Source organism: Micromonospora sp. CPCC 205539 (assembly GCF_036906815.1).
Classification (GTDB): domain Bacteria; phylum Actinomycetota; class Actinomycetes; order Mycobacteriales; family Micromonosporaceae; genus Micromonospora.
This window is the reverse complement of record NZ_JBAKHW010000001.1, coordinates 134798-156386: the sequence shown is the minus strand read 5'-3', so window position 1 is coordinate 156386 and position 21589 is coordinate 134798. Positions and strand designations below refer to the sequence as shown.

At 72.1% G+C, this 21589-nt stretch carries 13 protein-coding genes; 9 read left to right on the top strand and 4 right to left on the bottom strand.

What is annotated here, in order from left to right; genetic code table 11:
* Positions 1-54: 54 nt before the first annotated feature.
* The 3 genes from V6V47_RS00690 to V6V47_RS00680 form a co-directional block, all read right to left on the bottom strand.
* Positions 55-1167: an SMI1/KNR4 family protein gene (locus V6V47_RS00690; protein WP_334625928.1), complete on the bottom strand. Its 1113-nt coding sequence runs from the start codon at positions 1165-1167 to the stop codon at positions 55-57.
* 45 nt (positions 1168-1212) lie between these two features.
* On the bottom strand, positions 1213-4092 hold the full coding sequence (locus V6V47_RS00685; RefSeq protein ID WP_334625927.1) for a beta-L-arabinofuranosidase domain-containing protein: 2880 nt from the start codon (positions 4090-4092) through the stop codon (positions 1213-1215).
* 81 nt (positions 4093-4173) lie between these two features.
* Positions 4174-6528 carry an AbfB domain-containing protein gene (locus V6V47_RS00680; protein WP_334625926.1) on the bottom strand — a complete coding sequence of 785 codons (2355 nt, stop codon included), beginning with the start codon at positions 6526-6528 and terminating at the stop codon, positions 4174-4176.
* Between the two features lie 291 nt (positions 6529-6819).
* Between V6V47_RS00680 and V6V47_RS00675 the strand changes: the two genes are divergently transcribed.
* The 4 genes from V6V47_RS00675 (at position 6820) to V6V47_RS00660 (ending at position 11603) form a co-directional block, all read left to right on the top strand.
* Complete coding sequence (locus tag V6V47_RS00675) at positions 6820-7833, top strand: LacI family DNA-binding transcriptional regulator (RefSeq protein WP_334625925.1); 1014 nt, start codon at positions 6820-6822, stop codon at positions 7831-7833.
* A gap of 692 nt (positions 7834-8525) precedes the next feature.
* Positions 8526-9446 carry a hypothetical protein gene (locus V6V47_RS00670; RefSeq protein ID WP_334625924.1) on the top strand — a complete coding sequence of 307 codons (921 nt, stop codon included), beginning with the start codon at positions 8526-8528 and terminating at the stop codon, positions 9444-9446.
* Between the two features lie 18 nt (positions 9447-9464).
* The gene (locus tag V6V47_RS00665) at positions 9465-11234 is read left to right on the top strand and encodes a hypothetical protein (RefSeq protein WP_334625923.1); all 1770 of its coding nucleotides are present in this window, start codon (positions 9465-9467) and stop codon (positions 11232-11234) included.
* Between the two features lie 9 nt (positions 11235-11243).
* Positions 11244-11603, top strand: coding sequence for a hypothetical protein (locus tag V6V47_RS00660; RefSeq protein ID WP_334625922.1), 360 nt, complete (start codon positions 11244-11246; stop codon positions 11601-11603).
* A gap of 18 nt (positions 11604-11621) precedes the next feature.
* On the opposite strand, the gene V6V47_RS00655 is transcribed toward V6V47_RS00660, so the two are convergent.
* Positions 11622-14267: an AAA family ATPase gene (locus V6V47_RS00655; RefSeq protein WP_334625921.1), complete on the bottom strand. Its 2646-nt coding sequence runs from the start codon at positions 14265-14267 to the stop codon at positions 11622-11624.
* A gap of 325 nt (positions 14268-14592) precedes the next feature.
* Here V6V47_RS00655 and V6V47_RS00650 point away from each other — a divergent pair, with 325 nt between their 5' ends.
* The 5 genes from V6V47_RS00650 to V6V47_RS00630 all read left to right on the top strand — a co-directional run bounded on the left by V6V47_RS00650 (position 14593) and on the right by V6V47_RS00630 (position 21519).
* On the top strand, positions 14593-14775 hold the full coding sequence (locus V6V47_RS00650) for a mersacidin/lichenicidin family type 2 lantibiotic (protein ID WP_334625920.1): 183 nt from the start codon (positions 14593-14595) through the stop codon (positions 14773-14775).
* 94 nt (positions 14776-14869) lie between these two features.
* Positions 14870-18067: a type 2 lanthipeptide synthetase LanM family protein gene (locus tag V6V47_RS00645; protein WP_334625919.1), complete on the top strand. Its 3198-nt coding sequence runs from the start codon at positions 14870-14872 to the stop codon at positions 18065-18067.
* Positions 18068-18096: 29 nt separating this feature from the next.
* The gene (locus V6V47_RS00640; protein ID WP_334625918.1) at positions 18097-20265 is read left to right on the top strand and encodes a peptidase domain-containing ABC transporter; all 2169 of its coding nucleotides are present in this window, start codon (positions 18097-18099) and stop codon (positions 20263-20265) included.
* Positions 20247-20870: a flavoprotein gene (locus V6V47_RS00635; protein WP_334625917.1), complete on the top strand. Its 624-nt coding sequence runs from the start codon at positions 20247-20249 to the stop codon at positions 20868-20870. Before V6V47_RS00640 ends, V6V47_RS00635 begins: the two co-directional genes overlap by 19 nt.
* The gene (locus V6V47_RS00630) at positions 20863-21519 is read left to right on the top strand and encodes a DUF3105 domain-containing protein (protein WP_334625916.1); all 657 of its coding nucleotides are present in this window, start codon (positions 20863-20865) and stop codon (positions 21517-21519) included. The genes V6V47_RS00635 and V6V47_RS00630 overlap by 8 nt, the downstream gene beginning before the upstream one ends.
* Positions 21520-21589 lie beyond the last annotated feature (70 nt).

Genomic DNA, 21589 nt, shown 5'->3' with positions numbered 1-21589 from the left:
CGGTTAAGTAGGGAATTGCGGAGGAGGCACCCAGCGCACGGGCAACCGAGGGCGTCAACCTCGGGGGATTCGCAGGAGCTCGCGGCCCCGGGTCGGAGTGATCATCGCCGCCAGCAGCGGGTCGGTGAACAGGACGACCGGCGCGATGTGCCCGGCGCTGACCGGGTGCCACGCCGACATGGCCGCGCGCAGTCGGGGCCAGGCGTCGTCGAGGGTGCCGGCGGCCAGATCCGCCACGATCTCGCGGACCTGGGTGTCGAACTCCGGATTGTCGAACGTCTGGCAGAAACCGGGCGCGGCGCGGCGGGCCTGGTACTCCTCGATCTTCGGCCGAGCCTGGGGGACCTCTCGCAGGCGGTTGAGGGTGAACTGGCCGCCGCGGTGGGTGAGCCTGCCCTCCGCGAAGAGCAGTGGCAGCAACTCGGCCTCGAAGAGCGGGTCGTCGACGATGCTCAGGTCTGCCAGGAAGAGGTGCGACAACGGCACCTTGTACCAGTCGCCCTGCATGGCGTGCAGCTGGAAGAGCAGCAGCCGGGCCCGCTCCCGGCCGAACCGATCTGCCGCCGTGAGGACCGTCATCGGTCCGTCGATCTCGCCCTCCAGGGCTGCGGCACGCGCCTGCTCCACCTCCGCGTCCCACCGGTCGCGGGTCTCGCCCGGCGGTTGGCGAAGGGCGTGGAAGCGCGCGTACAGGTCGAACATCAGATCCGCGAACGAGTCGTAACGCTCCGGACCGACACCCGACCAGGACGCGAGCCGGTACGCCGCCCACTCGCCGTCCTCACCGACGTCGAGCGGGTCGAGGAAGAGGACCGACGAGTCGCCGGCGAGTGAGAGCCGCAGCGATCGCCCCAGCACCTCGTCCGGGTACGCCTCGGCCCAGTGGGCGTCGCTGGTGTCGCGGAGCCAGTCCAACTCCGCAGTGCCGGCCAGCCGGTAGATGAAGGCTCCGGCGTCCTTCCATCCGTCGGTGATCAGCAGGAACGCGCGCAGCGAGGGCGGAAGCCTGCGGCCCAGACGTTCCTCCGCGTCGGCGATCTGGCCTGGAGTCGCCGGAGGGAACCCCAGCCAACCGCCGCGCGTCTCGTCGTCCAATGGGCGGTCGCGCTCCGGATCGTGCGCGACCACCCATTCCCGGCTCCACCGCTGCAAGAACTCCCTGTCCACGTCGGCACGTTAGCCCCGCCGTCCGACACGAAACAGCCGCTCGGGTCACCGAAGCAGCCTCCACTGGTGGTCGGCGGTGCCGTTGTCCTCGTACTGGACGACCTGCGCGCCGTCGGCCGTGGACATCCCGCTGACCCCGAGCACCATTGCGCTGTTGCGGTTCCGGATGCGGTACCAGCCGTCTCCGTCGCCAGCGAGCTGCCAGTAGTGGTCGGCGCTACCGTTGTCGTGGTACTGCTGCACGTTCGCGCTGTTGGCCTGCGACATGTTCTGCACGGCGAGCAGCAGCCCGCTGTGCTGGTTGACGATCGCGTACCAGTTGTTGCCGGTGTGGTCGAGCCGCCAGTTGTGGTCGGCGGTGCCGTTGTCGGCGTACTGCACGATGTTCGCGCTGTCGGTGGTGGCCATGCCGCTGACCGCGAGCACCTTGCTGGTGTGCCGGTTCTGGATCCGGTACCAGGTGCCCGGGGTGACCGGGGCGGGGGTGGCGGCGACCCGCCACTGGAGGATGCCGCCGGAGTAGCCGGCCCGCAGTTGCGCCACCAGCCGCAGTGCGGTTGTGGTGACCGGCGTGAACCGCACCGTCTGGTAGGCGTTGACGGCGGTGCCGTAGCCGCTGGGCTGGGCCACCGCCTGCCAGGCCCCGGTGTCCGTCAGAAACTCCAGACGCCAGCTCAACGGGGTACGGCAGGAGCCGTGCCCCGTGTCGTCGAACCAGTAGACACTGGCCGAGGTGACCCGCACCGGCGTGGCGAAGGTGTACCGCGTCCACTCCGACGTGCCCAGGTGGTCCCACCAGGTGAAGCGTGGCCGGGACGTGTCGTACGAGCTGGTCGGGTCGTACCCGCTGTTGAGCGCGGTGACGGTGTCGCCCGCGAAGCAGTGCGACGCCGACGGGGTCGCGGGTAGCTGCCAGTCCCGGTCACCGCCGATGGTGGGGAAGGAGGTGATCCGCAGGGACGCCGCGCCCATCGGCACCAACCGGAGGGTCTCGGTCGGTTCGGTGGAGGCCACCGGGCTCGGTTGCAGTGTGCTGACGACGTTCTCGCCGTCGGCCTGCCAGTTTGCGATGGCGCGGCCCTGCGCGGTCATCGCCAGCGGGGCGCCGTCGAGGGTGAACGGGTTGCCGGTGGCGCCGGTCCCCTGCACCTGGAACGTCCCGGGCAGCAGGCCGTAGTTCCACGGCGAGGTCGGCAGCACGGACCACTCCGGCCAGGTCGATGCCGGGTCGTTGCGCCGCACGAAGTTCTGCCCGATCCGCAGCGAGTAGGTCAGCGGGCCGTTGCTGACCGAGATGGAGCGACCGTTGCCCGCCCAGGTGGTCGTGCGCGGGGTGGCGGGCAGCGTGACGGCGACCGTGTCGCCGTCCCGCCAGGTGCGGTTGATCGGGATGTACGCGGGCCCGGCGACGACGGCCACCGCCGCGCCGTTGACGGTGACCGTCGGGTTCGGGCACCAGCCCGGTATCCGCAGGTAGAGCGGGAACGCCACCGCGGCCGGTGTGCCGACGCGGATCGACACGCTGCTGCTGAACGGGTAGGTCGTCTGCTCGGTCAGCGTCACCGTCGTGCCAGGGGTGCCGACTCGGGCGGTGACCGTGCTCGGGGCGTACATCGCGGCCGCGAGGCCCCGGTCGGCAGTGGCCAGCCAGAGGTTGTCGGTCAGGTACGGCCAGCCCTGCCCGTAGTTGTGCGGGCAGCACCGGTACTGGTCGACGCCCTGCAGGAACGCCTGCATCGCGAAGCCGTTCTGGAACTGGCCCTGCGTCTTGGGCCGGTTGTCGAGCTGCACGGAGTTGGCGCTGACGATGTAGTGCAGGCTGCGGTGGCCGGTCGGCTCCAGCGCGGCGGGCAGCGAGTTGAAGGCCAGGGTCTCGCAACCGTCGGCCCAGCCCGGGTCGCCGGTGAACCGCGTCATCGTCTCGAAGCTCTGCATGTACTCGACGATCCCGCAGGTCTCGAAGCCCTGGCGGGGGTCGCGTTGGTCGGTGCGGATGTTCTCGTCACCGGCGAATCCGCCGCCAGCGAACTGCCCCCAGGTGCCCTGGATCGTGGCGTACGTGCGGTAGGAGGCGCCGGTCAGCGTCGCGTCACCGCGCAGCGCGTAGTACGCCGGCTCGGTGAAGCCCTGCGCGAAGTCGACGTTGTGGTAGCTCGGCACGTTGTCCACGTAGTTCGCGCTGTACTGATGGATCTTGTCGGCGAGGGTCAGCAGGAAATTCTCGCCGGTGCGGGCGAACAGCCAGTAGACGCTGTCCAGGTTCGTCGCCCAGCGCACCCGCCCCCAGGACTGGTTGAAGACCGACGCGCCGAACGCGTTCTGGTAGCGCAGGAAGCGGGTCAGCATCGGCACGATCCGGGCGTCCCCGCTGTACTCCTGGTAGGTCCGCAACGCCTGCAACATCGGCATGTACGGCCAGAAGTCCGGCCCGCCGCCCAACGAGGTGCGCAGCGCCCCCGGCCCGAAGAATCCGTCGGACTGCTGGGTGGCGACGATGCCGTCCACCCACAGCTTGAGCTTGGCGCGCAGCCCGGCGCTCCCGGTGACGCCGGCCAGACCGGCCAGCCCACGCAGCCAGTACGGCACCTCCTCCCAGCCGCCCCGGGCCGGGTTGACCCAGCCGCTGTCCGCGCGGACCAGGAAGTGCGACACCTCGTCGTACGCCCCGGCGATGCCGGTGCGGTCCAGGTCGAGCTGCTGGGCCAGCCAGCCGGCGGCGCGGACGCTGCCGCTGGGCAGCTTCAGGAAGGGTGTGCGGGTGAGACCGGCCGGATAGGGGAAGTAGTGCCCGCCGCTGGACGTGTCACCGACCAGCGTGACCGGGGTGCCGGTCCCACCGGCCCAGCCGGCCGTCACCGCCTGTCCGGCGAGGGCGAAACCGCCCGCGACACCCACCGCGCCGCGCAACAGCGTTCGTCGCTCCACGTTGACCTCCAAGGCTCGGGAAACAACGGTCCGAAAGCCTCCGGGGCCGGCCAGCGGTGACTGGCCCCGGAGGTCGACCGGTCAGGGCGCCCAGGGTGCGGCGATGTTCCAGGTGCTGTCGGCGGCCCACAACGTCGGCGTGTTCCACGCGTCGCCGCCGGTGCCGTTGCTGAGCCAGACCTCCGAGTTGTAGTGGCGCAGGTACTTGCCGCGGAAGTTGTACGACTCCAGCGACACGGCGCTCCCGGTCAGCCCCACCCGGGCGCACCAGGTGGCGTCGGCACGCAGCAGCGCGGACCCGTCGTTGGGCGAGTTGCGGACCCGGGAGTCCTGGTGCCGTAGGTACTGCCCCGGGAAGTTGACCGACTCGAACGAGTAGCAGCTCCCGTCGGCGAGGCCGGGCCGGATCGTGTACGTCGCGTCGTTCTTGAGCAGCGCGGAGCTGGCCCCGTCGACGACCTCGGTGTAGGCGAGGCTGTTCTGGTGGCGCAGGTACTTGTTGGTGTAGCCGGGTGTGGTCACCTGCAACGAACGCCGGGTGTTGACCGGCAGGGTGACGGGCGTGGAGCTGCCGATGGCCTTCGAGGCGTTGATCAGTGCGGTGTTGACGGCACGGACCCGGGCCTGGTCCATCTTGATCACCTGGCGGTCGTAGGTGACGAAGCCGTTCAGCTCGCCTTCCAGGTCGGTGATCTCGGTGTAGACCGAGGCGCTGAGCCCCTTGCCGACCATCAGATTCTGGGCACCCTGCACGAGCCCCACGTAGCGGTCGGTGAGGACGGTCGAGTTCGCCTGCCACTCGTAGGCGAAGAAGCTGCCGGTCGGGCTGTACTCGTGCCCCGGGGTGTGCAGGCCGAGGCCGCCGAACTCGCCGAGCACGGCGATCCGGCTGCTCGACGGCGAGGGGGAGTCCGGTCCCAGGTAGGCGTGCCAGTCGTCGATGTCGCCGTTGCCGGGGTCGCCGAGCGACTGGCAGCAGTTGTGGCCGCTGTGCGGGTTGACCAGGCGGGTCGGGTCCTGGTTCTTGATGTTCTGCGCCACCCGGCGGGTGTCGGCCAGCGCACGCTCACCCCAACCCTCGTTGTACGGGGTGTAGACGACGACGGCGGGTGAGCTGCGGTGCTCGTCGACGATCTCGCGGGCTTCGGTCTCGAACTGCGCCTGCTGGGCGTCGGTGGCGTTGATGTCCTGCGCGGTCATCGACGGGATGTCCTGCCAGACCAGCAGGCCGAGGCGGTCGGCGTGGTAGAACCAGCGCTGCGGCTCGACCTTGATGTGCTTGCGCACCATGTTGAAGCCGAGGTCCTTGTGCTTCTGCAGGTCGAAGGCGAGCGCCGCGTCAGTCGGTGCCGTGTACAGCCCGTCCGGCCAGAAGCCCTGGTCGAGGGTGCCGACCTGGAACACGAACTGGCCGTTGAGCTTGGGCCGCAGCACCCCGTTCACCAGGCCGGTGGTGATCTCCCGCATGCCGAAGTAGTGCGTGGTCCGGTCGATGGTCGCCCCGCTGGCGTTGCGGAGGGTGACCCGGAGGTTGTAGAGGAACGGGTCGTCGGGTGACCAGCGCCGGGCGTTGGGCACCGGCACGCTGAAGTCGGTGAAGCCGCCGGTGGCCGAGCCGACCACGGTGGTCCCGTTCAGGGCCTCGGCCAGCACGGTGTGGCCGCTGACGTTGCCCCGGGTGAAGACCCGGACCCGCAACGTGTTGGTGGCGAGGTTCGGGTAGACGTCCACGCTGCTGATCGAGGCGGCGGGCACCGGCTCCAGCCAGACGGTCTGCCAGATGCCGGAGCTGGGGGTGTAGAAGATCCCGCCGGGTGTCTTGGTCTGCTTGCCGATGAGGGGCAGGCTGCCGTTCTGCCGGGTGTCGGTCGGGTCCCACACCTTGACGACGATCTCGTTGGTTCCGCCGTTGAGCTGCGGCGTCACGTCGAAGGTGAAGGCGTCGTAGCCGCCGGTGTGCGCACCGACCTGGACGCCGTTGACCCAGACGGTGCTCTGCCAGTCCACCGCGCCGAAGTGCAGCAGGGTGCGCCGGCCCGACCAGTTCGACGGGACGGTGACGGTACGTCGGTAGAACAGGTAGTTGCGGTTGTCGTTGGCGGCCCGCTGGATGCCGGAGAGTGCGCTCTCCACCGGGAACGGCACGTTGACCCGCTCGGGCAGGTTCGTGTTGAACTGCGGGGCGTCGTTGGTCGCGGACTGGCGGAGTTGCCATTCACCGTTGAGGTTGAGCCAGTCCGGCCGGGTCATCTGCGGTCGTGGGTACTCGGGCAGCGGCGTGCCCGTCAACGCCTGGCTCGTCCAGGGGGTGGTCAGGGGCGGCGTCTTGGGCGGTGCGGCCTGTGCCTGCGCGGCCGGCGTCGCGAGGACGCTGGCGACCAGGGCGAGGATCAGCAGCAGGGGCAGAGCGGGGCGGATGGGGACCTGACGTGTCATACCGTCTCCGGGGGACGAGTCGCCGCGGGCGGTCCTGCTGGGCCCGTAGCGCGTTGGCGGTGGGCATCGGGTGGTCACTCGACGAGCGACGGACGTCATCGACGGATGTCGGCGGGATTTCCATCAGCGAACGATGGCAATCGTATTGACATCCATCACCACCCGTATAACGTTATAGAGGCACGGTGGACGTCCCGTCAATCCTTGTTCATCAATGCCTTTACCGGTTGTCTTCTCGCCGGCGTACTCAACTGTTCGCCACCTGCCGGTGGCACCCGGAAGGGCCGGTGGATGGGCGTCAGTCTGAAGGACATCGCCGAACGCGCCGGCGTCTCGCTGGCCACGGTCTCCAACGTCGTCAACGGGTACCGCCCGGTGGGGGAGCACACCCGGCGACGAGTGCAGCAGGCGATCGACGAACTCGGGTACAGCCCCAACCTCAGCGCCCGGCACCTGCGCCGGGGTCGTACCGGCCTGATCGCCCTGGCCATCCCCGAGCTGAACAACCCCTACTTCGCCGAGCTCGCCGAGATCGCCATCCGGGAGGCCGCCGGGCACGGCTACACACTGGTCATGGAGAACACGGCCGCGGACCGGCAGGCCGAGCTGCTGCTCCTCGACGGCTCGCGACGGCACACCATCGACGGCCTGATCTTCAGCCCGGTGCGGATCGGCCGGGACGAGGTGCTGGCCCGCACCGCCGACAGCCCACTCGTGCTCATCGGCGAGGGCGTCTACGACGTGCCGCACGACCACATCGCCATCGACAACGTCGCCGCCAGTCACGCGGCGATCCAGCACCTGGTGGCGATCGGCCGTCGCCGGATCGCGTTCATCGGCGCAGCCAGCGGTGACCGGCAGTCGGCGCACCTGCGGATGCGCGGCTACCGGGAGGCCCTTACCTCGGCCGGCCTCCCGTTCCGCCCCGAGCTCGTCGCCCGAACCGACGAATTCAGCCGGCGCGAGGGCATGCGGACCATGCGCGACCTGCTCGCCTCGGCCGACCCCCCGGACGCCGTGTTCGCCTACAACGACCTGATCGCCATCGGCGCCCTCCGAGCGCTGGCCGAGGCCGGGTGCCGGGTGCCCGAGGACGTCGCGGTGGTCGGCATCGACGACATCGAGGAGGGACGGTTCAGCTCACCGACACTCACGACCATCGCACCGGACAAGGAGGAGATCGGCCGGCTCGCGGTGCGTCGCCTCGTCGCCCGCATCGAGGGTACGGAGGTCGCGGCCTCGCTCACCGTGCAGACGCCGTTCCGCCTGATCCGCCGCGAGAGCACCGGCACTCCGGGCTCCTGACCCCCGGCGTCGTCGCCGTCCACCACCCAGGGGCCCCACTCGGGGTCGCCGGTCGGCCTTCCCCTCCTTTGCTCTGCTTCAACATACGCAACACCATTGCATCGTCAGTGTTGCGTGGATTGAAGCAGAGCAAAGGACGCGTCACAGTGACCCGGGGCTGGGCTGGGCTGGGCTGGGCTGGGCCTGGGCGGGCGGGCGAGTGGAACGGGCAGGTTCCGTGGGGGCCGACTCGGTGCGTAGGGCCGGAGAGCGTTCCGCCGCTCCACTGCGGACTGTCGGATTTCCGCGATCGTCGCCGGTAGCCCGTAACGGGGATGTCGCGGATCGCAGCCATCGATAAGATCCGCCGTGACGACGCCTGTCGGGGAAGGCGGTGAGTGATGCGTTGCGCCACCTGCGGGGCCGACACTGACGCGGCGCTCCCCACCTGCCAGCGCTGCGGATCTGCCCTGTCGGGCCCCGTCGTCGGCCCGCAGGTCCAGCCTCCGCTGCCGCCACCGCCCGTTGCGCCGGAGCCATCGGTGGCGGCACCCGTCCCGCCGGAGCCATCGGTAGCGGCGCCCGTCCCGCCGGAGCCATCGGTAGCGGCGGACGTGCCTCCCGTTGTGCCGGAGTCACCGGCGCCGACACCCGTACCGCCGGGTCTTCCGGTCGTTGCACCCGTGACGCCGCGGCCAGTCGCGGCGGCGCCGATGCCGCTGTGGGATCTGTTGCTGTGCGCGGTGCTGGTGGTCGTCTGGCTGCTGGTGGTGCTCCTGCTCGCGGTCGTGCGGGGTGCTCCGGACGCGTCCCTCGTGCCGGGTCGGCTCGAGCCGTGGCACTACCTGCTCGGCGCGCTCGTCATCGCCGTCTACGTGGTGACCGCCGTCCGGGGCGTCCCCGAGACACCCGGGCACACGTTGGCACGCGCCAGCCAGGGCGCGGGGCGTGCCGGCGACCTGGCGCGGGTCGGCCAACTTCTTCTGCCCACCCTGGTGGTGACCGTCGCGGTGGCGCTCGTGGTGGGCGTGACCGTGCCGCTGCCCGCGACGCTTCCCGGCTCGGTGACCGCCTCGGAGACACCGCTCGACGACGACGGGGCGACGGTCGAGACGGCCCCGACGCCCGAGGCGACCTCGACGTCGGCAATCGAGCTGGAGACCCCGACGCCGACGCCGAGCGACGATCCGGCCGCCCGGCGGCTGGCACAGGCCCGGATGGTGGACGCTCTGCTGTCGGAGTCGGTCACCTCACGGGGTGACCTGGCCACGGCCATCGCGGCGGTGGGGGAGTGCCGCAACCTGAGGCAGTCGCTTGGGCTCATGACCGGCGTGGCGCAGCAGCGTCGCGCCCAGAGCGATCAGGCCAGGGCGTTGATGGTCGACGCGCTCGAAGACGGGCCGGCGATGCGTAGCTACCTGGTCGCCGCCTTCACGTCCTCCGGGGACGCGGACGACGCCTACGCCGCCTGGGCGCAACGCTCGATCAGTTCGGGCTGCTCGCTCGACGCGAACTGGCGGCGGGGCAACCAGCTCTCCGCGCAGGCGCAGGCCGCCAAGCGCGAATTTCTCGCCCGATGGACCCCGATCGCCAGCTCGTGTGGGTTGCCCTCCCGCACGACGAAAGACATCTAGCGGGCTGGGAGAGGCGACGTGACAGCACCCGACCAGCCGCCGGCTGTGCATTTCGATTTCCCGTCCTACCAGGAGCCGCCCCAACTGTCCGACACCACCCGGCACCTGTGCGGGGCGGCCTATATCGACCTCGAGTTCGCCGAAACAGTGATCAGGGAAGTGATCGAGGACGAACGCCGCGCCGTCGCACCCTCGTTCGGCTTCGACCTCAACGCGGTCGTCCGGCACTGCTTCCGGGCGCGGCACCGCTACCTGGTCCGCGACGGCATCCTGTTCGGCCTGCTCCTCCTCGGCCTGGTGATCGCGACTTTCGCCACCGTCGCCTGGCTGATACTCGGGATCACCGTGCTGGCCGCCCGATCACCCGAATTGCGCCAGCTCCCACCGCGCGTCCGTCTCGTGCTGTTCGGCTCGCTCATCGCCGTCCTGCTCTGCTGCGGCGGGGGAGCGCTGTTCGCACCGCTGATGGGCGGGTTTCCGAGCCTCGCCGGAGGGCCGAGCGGTGGTGGCGGCTTCGGTGGTGGCGAAACGCTGATCGCCGCGCGGCAGAGCGAGTTCGGGGACGAGGTCGCGGTCGGGGTGTTCGGGCTCCTGGGACTGCCGGCCATCCTGCTCGCCATCGCGACCCTGGCCGTGCTGACCCGCTTCGAGCGCACGACCCACCAGATCCTGATCGACGAGCTGCGACCCGGGGTCACACCAATCCTGCCATCGGTGCCGAACGAGCGGGTGGCGCGCCGGCTCGCCATGGTGGCCCGGGCCCAGTACGGCAACATCACCGTCCAGGAACGCGACCCCTTCCTCGGCTGTGGCAAGGCGGAGCACGGCTGGTCGTACGCGATCCCGGTGCGGCACGCCCGCGCCCGTGCCACCGGCCAGGCCGACGACACGAGCGCGACGCCGATCGACCAGGCGGAGCTGGGTTCGGCTCTGACCGCACACGTTCGGGCGGCGGTCCGGCGGATGCGCGAGGACCCGCTGCCGCCGGGTGCCCGGGTGCCCGGTCTGTCCCTGGTGCCGCACATCGTCGCGGACGGCGTGCGCCACCAGGGCGACCCGCTGCTCGACCCGGCGACCGGCATTCCCCGCAGTCGGGCCTCCGACGAGGTGATCGAGGCGATCATCCGGCATCCGCAGGGCGGGCTGCGCTACTACGACCGGATCGTGGTCAGCGGCGCCGGCAAGTCGCTGCACACCGCCGACGGTCGGCTGGTGCTGCCGGAGCAGCGCCTCGGCATCGACATCTCGGCGTTCGTCCACGTCGCGGTCGAGGGCGGCCTGCTCTACGTCGAGTTCGTCACGACCGTGATGCCGCCGATCCAGACCCGGTACGCGCTGGTCGACCGGCTGCACCCCGAGCAGTCGACGGCCCGGATCGTGCGGGCCGTGCTGCCGACCATGCTGACCGACTCGGTGCTCAGCGGCTGGCGGCTGGCCCGGCGGCTGCGGCACCAGTGGAGCATGAAGACCAGGATGGCCGACGCGCTCGTGGCGAGCGCGCAGTTCCGCACCCACGACTACGGGGCCCGGGTCAGTGTGCGGCAGCTCGTCGCGGAGCCGGCCGCGGTCAAGCACCTGCAACTGCTCGACGAGTGGAAGTACACCAAGCTGCTGGAGCGGGCGGTGCTGGAAGCGGTCGTCGCGTTCCTGACCGAGCGTGGCCTCGACACCGCCGACCTGGTGCAACGCGCGTCTGAGGTGCAGAACATCTTCGGCAACGTCAACAACATCTTCGGTGGTCAGCAGGCGTTCGCCAGCTCCAACGTCGCCTTCGACCAGCGCAACTAGGAGGTCCCGATGACAGATCCGGATCAGCCGGCTCGTTCCGCCGTGTTCCACAACACCATCCTCGGCGGCCAGCAGGCGATGGCCAGCGACCACGCCACGTTCGTTCAGTACAACGGGCCGGGCGATCTCGCGGCGAGGTTCGACGAGTTGCTGCGGACCCTCAAGGAGCACGTCGCCGACTTCGCGGACCCGGACCGGGCCGGTCGAGAGGTGGCGGTCATCGAGGCGGCCCGGACGCAGCGGCAGCCCGACCGTAGGCCGGTGTTGACCTCGCTGGAGGCGTTGGCCGCGTTGGCCACGGTGGGTGGCACGTTGGCGGCGGCGGTCAGTGCGGCCATCGACCTGGTCTCCCAGCACTGGCCGCTCTGACCCGCAGGGTGCGGGGCTTCAGCCTGCCCGTTGTCCGTCGATCGCCTGAGTGAGCCCGCTGCGCCCCCGCACACCGAGCTTGACGTACGCCCGCTGGAGGTGGTTCTCCACCGTGCGCACCGACAACACCAGCTCGGCCGCGATCGCCGCGTTGTCGCGCCCGGCCGAGGCCAGCTCGCAGATCTGGCGCTCCCGGGGGGTGAGCCCGTCCCGGTCGGTCGGCCGAGGGCTCAACGGCGGCCAGTACCCGCCACACCGCTGCCGCAGCAGATCCGCCCGGCGGGCCAGCAGGTTCGCCCGACGTTGATCGCCCCGGCGACCGCAGGCAGCCTCGGCGGCGACCACCGCCTCCAGCCCGAGCGTCAGGTATCCGCTGGCCTCGAGCGCGGTGCCGACGCGTTCCAACGCGGCCGGGTCGTCGGCGGCGAGCGCGTGCGCGTACCCGGACCAGAGCTCGAACAGGGGACTGTCACAGTCGGCCGTGACCGCCGCCAGCCGCTCCGCGGTGCCGGTGCCGGGCTCCAGGCGGGAGAGCAGGTGCAGGCACTCGACCGAGACGGTCATCGCCTGTCCGGCCCGCCCGTGCAGCTCGCGCAGAGTCGCGACGGCCGTGGCCGGATGCCCCTCGGCGGCGGTCAGCCAAGCCGCGGTCAGCTCAGCGTCGACGGCGACCAGTCCGTCGGCGTGCGCGCCGTCGCCCTCCGTATGGCCGTCGACGAGCTGCCGCAGCAGCCGGCGGCTCTCGGCCAGCTCACCCAGCTGCGCCGCGACGTACGCGTTGGCCGACAGCACGTAGTCCCGGATCGGGAACAGCGTGCGTTCGCCGACGAGCGTGCGCGCCTCGTGCAGCCAGCGCATCGACCGGCGCATCTGCCCGGCGTGATAGGCGCACTTGCCCCGGGAGAAGGCGAGCAGCCCGACCGCGTCCGCCGCGCCCCGGGCCACCGCGTCCTGGTAGTAGCGCTGAGCCAGCCGCTCGGCCTCCTGCAGCCGGCCGGACAGGAGCAGGGACTGCACGTGGCAGGCCTGCGTCGCAGCCCGCATCGTCGGCCAGGTCTCCGGGATGTCGACCTCGCCGGTCTCGAACATGCGCACCGCTCGCCCCGGCTGCCCATCGAACAGCAGCAGGTACGGGAGCAGCGCCGCGACGGCCGTCGCCAGCAGGGGGTCCCGGGGCCGGTCGGCCGACAACCGCGTCATGGACGCCCGGGCGCCGTTCGCGTCGCCGCCGAACGCCGCGACCCCCACCTCCGCGGCGAGCAGCCCGGACTGCGCGTCGACGGGTAGCTCACGGCGGCCCGCGTCCAGCACCTCGCGGGCCCGGTCGGGCCGCCGGCCACCCCAGAACATGTTCAGTGCCCGCAACGCCGTCGCCTCCGCGCGGTCCCGGGGGTCGGTGAGGTTGGCCGCCGCGCGGGCCAGGTACCCGTCCGCCTCGTCGCTGCGGCCCTGAGCGACCAGCGCCCGGCCCACCTGCCAGTCGCCACGCGCGGAGTCGATCCGGCGGCCCAGGCGTTCGGCCAGCACCGCATCGTGCCGGCGTAGCGCGTACTCCGAGGCCGCCAGCAGGTCGGCCGCGTCGACCGGCAGATCCGCCTCGCAGCGCCAGGCCGCTATCCGGGCCCGGTCATCGGTGCCGCCACCGTCCACGGCCGCGAGCGCCTCGGCCAGGGTCCGGCGCAGCCGGCGGGCACGCAGCGCGCCGGTGCGGTTGCGGACCACCTCGGCGTACAGCGGGTGACCGGTCTGCACCAGCACGGCCGCACCATGCCGGACCAGGCGGATGAGGCCCCGTTCCTCGAGCCGCTCCGCGGTGAGCGGGTCCACCGTGCGCTCGATCAGGGCCAGTGGCGCCGGTTCGGCGTGCGCGACGTACTGCAGCGCCTCGGCCTCCTCCGGGGTGAGCGTGCCGAGGGTCTGCTCGATGAGGTCGGCCAGGTGGGTGGGGCAGAGCGACTCGGTCGGCCACGTCCACATGCCGTCGCGCTGGACCAGGCCGCCGTCGCGCAGCCCGCACCGGAGCGCCTCGCGCAGGAAGAGCGGGTTGCCCTGACTGATCCGCCACAGCGCGCCGAGGGTCAGACCGTCGACCGGGCCGCCGAGCCCCTCACGGACCAGCAGGGCGGTCTCGTCCGGGTCCAGCGGCGGCACGTGCACCCGGTCGATCGCGCGGGACCGCCGCATCGCCACCACCGGCGCGGCGTCCAGGGCATCGCCCCGTACGCTCGCCACCACCCGCACGGTGCCGCCCGCCACGAGACGTTCGAGTAGCGCACCCGAGGCGTCGTCCAACCAGTTGAGGTCGTCCACCCCGACCACCACGCCGCGGCCCGCAGCGACCTCGCGCAGTCGGCGCTCCACGTCCCGAAAGACGTCGGCCACGCTCGCGTCCGACGGTTGCGGCAGTCGGCTCGCGAGCACGCCGAACGGTACGCCGCGCCAACCGGGGGTGGCGGTGACCCGCAGTACGACGTGTTGCCGTCGCAGCGCCTGCTCGAGCACCGCCTCCAACAGCCGGCTCTTTCCCACCCCCGCATCGCCGGTGAGCACGACCCCCGAAGCGGCCGGCGCGGTGAGCGCCTCGACCGCCCGGTCCCGTTCGCGCGTCCTCCCGACGAACGGCCACCCGCCGTCACCGTCGACGAAGCTCTCTGGTGCAGACACGGAACCCCTTCAGCCCGGCCGGGTTCCCGCCCCGGGCCCGGTCGCCAACTCCGTCCTCGATCCGCTCGACCGGCCGGATCTCGTGTGCACGGTCGTCTGGGTGGCGCGGACCCCACCTTCACACACCCCCACGGGTGGTGCCGTCGCCTTCCAGACATGCCTGCACACCTGACGCCCCGACCCGCCGATTCGGTTGTCACGACGGTGACAGCACCGGCCCGGGGTGAGGTACCGGCTACTCATGTGCCGGCACCCCCCTTACACCCAGGCTGTTTCTGCCAGCGACCGCCGGACCGGCCGGCGGTCATCGTGAAGGGAGCTCCGAATGTCCATCACCGACATCGTCAGCAGCTGGAAGGACGAGTACCGCCGCGCCGCCTCGCCCGACGCCGAGCAGACCCACCCGGCCGGCCTGGTCGAGCTCGACCGTGACCAGTTGGAGACGGTGGCCGGCGGCGCCGCCGCCACCACCGGCCACACCACGGCCTGCTGCCACTGCGTCTGCTGAGTCCGAACGACCGACCCTCGGGTCCCGTACGGGGTCCGGGCCTGGCCCGGACCCCGTCGTTCCGCCCGAATCTGAACCGCACCGGGAGCCCCGAATGTCCGCACATCCGCACCGCGCCGACGACGATCTGACCACCCGCGCCGGGGAACGTCTCCTGGCCGCGCTGACCATCACGGAACGGCTGGCCGTGCCGGTGTCGACGGACTCTCGGCCCGGCGAGCGGGCGCGGTGGCTGCTGTCCCGTTGGCGTACCGGCGGCGCGTTCACCGACGACGGTGACTGGCAGCGCCGGCTGGCCGCCGAAGGCCTCGACGAGCAGACGCTCCTCGCGTTGCTGGATGAGTCGCCGGAGCGGCTCGCCGCCCGCCTCGGCCGGTCACCGGAGTGGATCCACCGGCTGCTGGCCTGCTACGGCCAACAGCCCGCCGACCAGGCTGGCGGGGCGATCGAACCCGAGCTGCTGCCGGGCCGCCCGTTGGACGCCTGCCTCGCCCTGGTGGCGCCCCTGGTCGCGCAGGCACGCGCCGGGGTGGCGCGACGGGCGGGCCAGCTCCCCGGCGACCTGCTGCCCGCCGACGCCGACCGGCTGGGCCTGACCGGTCTGCTCGACGAACTGGTGTTGGTCCTCAGCCGCGCCGTCGTCCTGGAACTCAACATCGACCGGTTACGCGGCACGTCGGCGGGGGAGACGCCGCAGGAGCGCTTCACGGCCTTCTTCCGCCGACTGAGCTCACCCGAGACTGCCCTGATCCTGTTGGCCGACTACCCGGTCCTGGCGCGTCAGGCGTACGAGCTGACCCACAACTGGGCGGAGCGCACGACCGAGTTTCTGCAGCGGCTCTGCGCCGATGCCCCGACGCTCGCCGCAACCTTCCACGCCGGCACCCCGATCGGTCGCCTGACCGGCATCCAGGAGACCGGCGACCCGCACCGCGACGGCCGCCGGGTGCTGGTGGCGACGTTCGACAGCGGGCTGCGGCTGGTCTACAAGCCACGACCGGTCGCCGTCGAGGCTCGCTTTCAGCACCTGCTGGCCTGGCTCGACGCGCGCGGTGCCGACCTGCACACCTTCACCGTCCTGCCGCGCGGCGAGCACGGCTGGGCCGAGTACGTCGACACCCGGGCCCCCGCCACTTCGGCTGGGCACCGCCGCTTCGCCCGCCGGTTCGGGGCGATGCTGGCACTGCTGCAGGCCGTTGGTGCCACCGACTGCCATCAGGAGAACGTGCTCGTCCACGGCGAGCACCCCGTCCTGGTCGACCTGGAGACCGTGTTCACCCCGTCGGTCGTCCGGTCCGCGAGTGCCCGTGGCGGAGACGTGATCGCCGACTCGGTGCTCGCGGTCGGCCTGTTGCCCCGCGCCGACGAGGCGGCGGGACCGGCCGGAGACGGCTGCAACTGCTCGGCCTGGCAGGCCGAGGGGACCGACGAGATGCGACTGTGCGCGCCCGGCCACCACCACGCCGAGGGGGCAGCCCACGATCCCGGGGTAGCGCCACCGGTGACCGACGTCGCCATGCACCTGTCGCAGGTGGTCGACGGCTTCGAGGCGATGTACCGGCTGCTCACCGCCGTACGCGAGGAGTTGCTGGCCCCGGACGGGCCGATCGCCGCGTTCGCCGCCGACGAGATCCGCGTGGTGCTCCGTCCCACCCGTACGTACCTGCGGCTTCGGGACGCCGCCCTGCACACCGACGCGTTGCAGGACGGCCTCAACACCGACCGGCTGCACGACTGGCTCTGGTCCGGAGTGGCCGAACTGCCGCTGCTGGCGGCCACCGTCGGCGCGGAACGGGCTGACCTGATGCGCCGCGACGTGCCGATGTTCACCACCAGGGTGGACTCCTGTGACCTGTGGACCAGCCAGGGACGGCGGCTGCCGGGACTGCTGGCCCGGTCCGGCCTCGCCGAGGCGCGTCGTCGGCTCGCCCGGCTCGACGCCACCGACCTGGCCCGGCAGCGCTGGCTGATCGAGGCGGCCTTCGCCGCCCGGGTGAACGCCACCGACGCACCCCACGCGCGCGTGCGTTGGCGGCTGGCGGACGTACCGCCGGCACCGGCGGCGACACCGGCGGCCTACCTGGCCGCCGCGACCGAGGTGGCGGACATGGTGGCCGGGCTCGCCGGCCCGGGGGTCGAGCCGACATGGTTCGGGCTCATGCCCAGCGCCGCCGAACCGGGCCGCTGGGCACCGGCGCCGCTCGGTCCGCACCTCTACGACGGCGTCGCGGGCGTGGCCCTCTTCCTGGCCCAGGCCGGCGGCCTCGCCGGTGAGCAGCGATTCACCGACGTCGCCGAACGTGCCGCCGCCGGGCTCGCCGCCCGCGTCCTCGAACGTCGGATCCCCGGCGACCGGATCGGCGCGTTCACCGGCTGGGCGGGGCTGCTCTACACCTTCGGTCACCTCGGTGCGCTGTGGCAGACCGGTCGGTTCGCGCCGGTCGTCGACGTGGCGCTGGCGCGGCTCGGCACGCTGGCCGCCACCGAGCAGGCCCCCGACCTGGTCGACGGGTACGCCGGTGCGATCCTCGCCGTGTCCCGCTCCGGCTTGGACCCCGAGCGGTTCGGGCCGGTGGTGCGCGCCGCCGCCGGACGGCTACGCGTCGCAGCCGGCCGCTACGCGCACCAGGCACCGGCCGCGCTCGGCGGACTGTCCCACGGGTCGGCCGGGATCGCGGCCGCGTTGGCCTGGGCGTGGCAGGCGACCGGCGACCCCGGGTACGCCGATGCCGCCGCCCGTGCCCTGGCGTACGACCGCAGCCTCTTCCGGCCGGCGCTGGCGAACTGGGCCGACCTGCGCCGCCCGGGGCAGAGCACGGTGACGTGGTGCCACGGCGCCCCGGGGATCGGCCTGTCGCGGCTGCTCATCCGCGACGCGTTCGGTGCCGACGAGGTGCTGGACGCCGAGATCGCCACGGCGGTCGACACCACCCTCGCCACCGGCTTCGGCCGCAACCACTCGCTGTGCCACGGCGACCTCGGCAATCTCGACCTGCTGCTGGCCGCCGCCCCGGAGCGGGCGATCACACCCGCCGCGGTGGTGCTGCGGGACGGTCTCGCCGGCGGCTGGCGCTGCGCGAATCCGACCGCGCTCGCCTCGCCCGAGCTGATGACCGGCCTGTCCGGGATCGGGCTCGCCCTGCTGCGGCTCGCCGCACCCGAGCGGGTGCCGTCCGTACTGCTGCTGGCGCCACCGGCGGACGCGCGGCGCACCGGCACGCGCGACGCGTCACCAGACGACACGCGACGCGCCGGCAGGCTCAACCCGCGGGGGCGACAGTGGGCCGCCTGAGGCCGGGCCGGAGGCGGGTGCCGCTGGTCATGCAGATGACCGACGCCGACTGCGGCGCCGCCTGCCTGGCCATGGTCGCCCGTCGGCACGGCGCGCGTGCCTCGCTGGCCCGCGTGCGGGAAGGGCTGGACGTCGGGAGGGACGGGGTCACCGCACTGGCGGTGCTGGCAGCGGCCCCGCGGTTCGGGTTGCGTGGTCGCGCGTTCCGGGCCGACGCCAGCCAGGTCGGGGCACTGCCCCTGCCGGCCATAGCGCACTGGGAGGACGCCCACTTCGTCGTGGTGGAACACGTCGGCCCACGAGGCATCCGGCTCGTCGACCCGGCGCTCGGGCGTCGGCTACTCACGCCCGCCGAGTTCGCCGCCGGCTTCAGCGCAACGGTGCTGACCTTTACCCGCGACCCGCAGGCCGCGCCCGAACCGGAGGCCACCCGGCCCGGTGCGCTGGCCAGGTGGCGACGTGCCCGACCCCTGCTGCGGCCCTTCCTGCCCCGGCTGCGCGCGGCGTTCGGCGTCTCGCTGGTGCTCCAGGCGCTGGGGCTGGCACTGCCACTGGCCACGACAGTCGCCTTCGACCAGATCATGCCGGCCCGGGAGACCGCGCTCATGCCGTACCTCGCGCTGGGCATCGCGGCACTGGTGCTCACCCAGTTCGGGGTGGCGTACCTGCGGTCCCGGCTCCTGGTCACGCTGCAGGCGACGGTGGACGCCGCGCTGATGACCCGGCTGTTCGGGCATCTGCTGCGGCTGCCGTACGCCTTCTTCCAACAACGGGCCAGCGGCGACCTGATGCAGCGGCTGTCCAGCAGCATCCTGCTGCGTGAGTTGGTCACCACCCAGGTGCTGACCGCGGTCATCGACGGCGTGCTGGTGGTCGCGTACTTCGGCGTGCTGTTCGCCAAGGACCTCGCCTTCGCGGGGCTCGCCGCCGCGATCGGCATCACCCAGGTGGTGGCCGTGGCGGTGGTCAACGGTCGGCTGCTGCGGTTGAGCCAGCGGCACCTCACCGTGCAGGCCGACGCGGAGAGCGCGCTGATGGAGGCGCTGTCGGGCATCGCGACGGTCAAGTCGATGGGCGCCGAGCGGCAGGTCTTCGACGGTTGGCTGCGCCGCTACACCACGGCGCTGGACGCGGACGTCGCCCAGAACCGGCTCTCCGCCACGGTCGCCAACATCACCGCGAGCGTTCAGCTCGCCGGGCCGCTGGCGCTGCTGTGGCTCGGCACCGGCCGACTCTTCGACGGCGCCGGCCTCGGTGCGACCCTCGGCCTGCAGGCGCTGGCGCTGTCCGCGCTGACCCCGCTGGCCTCCCTGGTGGCCAGCGCCCAGGTCCTCCAGTCGGTCGTGTCGCACCTGCAACGCCTGCGCGACGTCTTCGGCGCCCAGCCGGAACCGACCGGGGACCCCGACCTGCCCGCGCCCCGGCTCACTGGCCGGATCAGTGTCCGCGGCCTGAGCTTCCGCTACGACGGGGGAGCGGCACCGGTGCTGCGGGACGTCTCCTTCGACGTCGCGCCGGGGGAGAAGGTCGCCGTGGTGGGCCCGTCGGGCAGCGGCAAGAGCACCCTGGCCATGCTGCTGACCGGCCTCTACCGGCCCACCGGTGGGGAGATCCTGTTCGACGGGGTGCCGCTCTCGCGCATCGATCCGACCGCGCTGCGCCGCCAGTTCGGTGTGGTGCTGCAGGAGAGCTACCTGTTCCGGGACTCCATCCGGCGCAACATCAGCCTCGTACACCCGGGCGTGGGACTGCCGGCGATCCGCGCGGCCGCCGAGATCGCCGCGATCGACCAGGACATCGCGGCCATGCCGATGGGGTACGACACCCAGGTCGCCGAGCGGGGCCAGGCCCTCTCCGGCGGGCAGCGGCAGCGACTGTCCATCGCGCGGGCCGTGGCGGGTCAGCCCGCCGTACTCCTGCTCGACGAGGCCACCAGCCACCTCGACGTGGCCACCGAGCGACGCGTCGACCAGGCCATCTCGGCACTGCGCTGCACTCGGATCGTGGTGGCCCACCGGTTGAGCACCGTCCGGAACGCCGACCAGATCCTCGTCGTCGCGGGTGGCCGCATCGTGGAGCGTGGCCGGCACGACGACCTGCTGCGCGCCGGGGGCGTCTACGCCGACCTGGTGCGGTGCCAGTTGACCGACGACGAACCCGTTCGCTCAGGAGGCGACCCGTGGATACCCGTACCGTGACCGCCGGCGCCCTGCCGGACCACCGCGCAGGCATCGACCCGGGGCCGTTCCCGGCGCGACGGGTCCTCGTCGCCGCCTGCGGCTCCGCGGACGTCCTGACCCTGCCGCAATCGATCATGGTGATGCGACACGCGTTGGGACTCGACGTCCGGGTCGTGCTCACCCCCGCCGCCGCCCGCTTCGTCCCGGCCCGTTCGTTCACGCTCCTCACCGGGCAGCCGGCCCTGATCGACGAGGAGCTGTTGACCGAGGTGCCGCACCTGAGTCTGACGACATGGGCGGATCTGGTGCTCGTCATGCCGGCCACCGCCAACACCCTGGCCAAGGCGGCCCTGGGAATCGCCGACAATCTGGTCGGCACGTGCGTGCTGGCCGCCGCCGCACCCGTCGTGCTGGTGCCGTCGATGAACTCGGCGATGTGGCAGCGCCCCGCCGTGCAGCGCAACGTGGCGCAGTTGCGAGCCGACGGGTACGGCGTCGTGCCGCCCGTGCCGGTGCTCGCCCTCAGTACCGGAACGCTCACCGGCCGGGGGATGCCGGCCATCGAGGCCGTGCTGGAGTGGGTCGCCGCGCACCTACGGGGTGGGGGAGGGGACCGTGGCTGAGGCCCGCTCCGGGTACGGGCCGAGGATCGCCGCGACGGCCACCGCGCTCGGTGCCGTCCTGCTCGTGGTGGCCGTCGTCCCGTTCGTGCGCGCGTACGCCGACCCGGCCGCACACCGGCCGGCCGCCGCGATCGGGGTCGGCGTCGAGCGGGCCGGCTGCGATCCGGAGCTGACCGACCCGATCCGTGGCGCCGGCGTGCACGTCGGGCCGGGCACCGCCGAGTCGTACGTCAACCGGATCCAGTACGACCTGGTCCCGCCGTCGTCCGGGCCACACTTCGTGGTGCCGGCCCCCACCGTCCGCCGCTTCTACACCACCCGGGACCGGCCGCCGATCGAGACCCTCGTCCACAACCTCGAGCACGGATACACCGTTCTCTGGTACGTCGAACCGCTCGGCCACGACCAGATCGAGGCGCTGCGGGCGCTGGCCCGCAAGCTCGGTGACGACCGGTACGGGGGCAGGTTCATCGTGGCGCCGTGGGACCCGGGGTATGGCGTGTTCCCCGCCGGCCGCCCACTCGCTCTGTCGCATTGGGGCGAGCACGCCGGGTACCGGCAGTTCTGTGCCATGGTCAGCGGCGCCGCCGTCGAGCGGTTCGTCCTGGCGCACCCGGCGGGCGACGCGCCGGAGCCGACCGGGATGTGACGCCACGACGAGTATCGGCAGTTGATCAAGATGGTGCGTACGGTTCACGTCGTACGTCTCGATTGTTCAC

Coding starts and splice junctions, on each gene's coding strand:
- V6V47_RS00680 (WP_334625926.1), bottom strand. CDS start 6,528: ATGACACGTCAGGTCCCCATCCGCCCCGCTCTGCCCCTGCTGCTGATC.
- V6V47_RS00675 (WP_334625925.1), top strand. CDS start 6,820: ATGGGCGTCAGTCTGAAGGACATCGCCGAACGCGCCGGCGTCTCGCTG.
- V6V47_RS00670 (WP_334625924.1), top strand. CDS start 8,526: ATGCCGCTGTGGGATCTGTTGCTGTGCGCGGTGCTGGTGGTCGTCTGG.
- V6V47_RS00660 (WP_334625922.1), top strand. CDS start 11,244: ATGACAGATCCGGATCAGCCGGCTCGTTCCGCCGTGTTCCACAACACC.
- V6V47_RS00650 (WP_334625920.1), top strand. CDS start 14,593: ATGTCCATCACCGACATCGTCAGCAGCTGGAAGGACGAGTACCGCCGC.
- V6V47_RS00645 (WP_334625919.1), top strand. CDS start 14,870: ATGTCCGCACATCCGCACCGCGCCGACGACGATCTGACCACCCGCGCC.
- V6V47_RS00640 (WP_334625918.1), top strand. CDS start 18,097: ATGCAGATGACCGACGCCGACTGCGGCGCCGCCTGCCTGGCCATGGTC.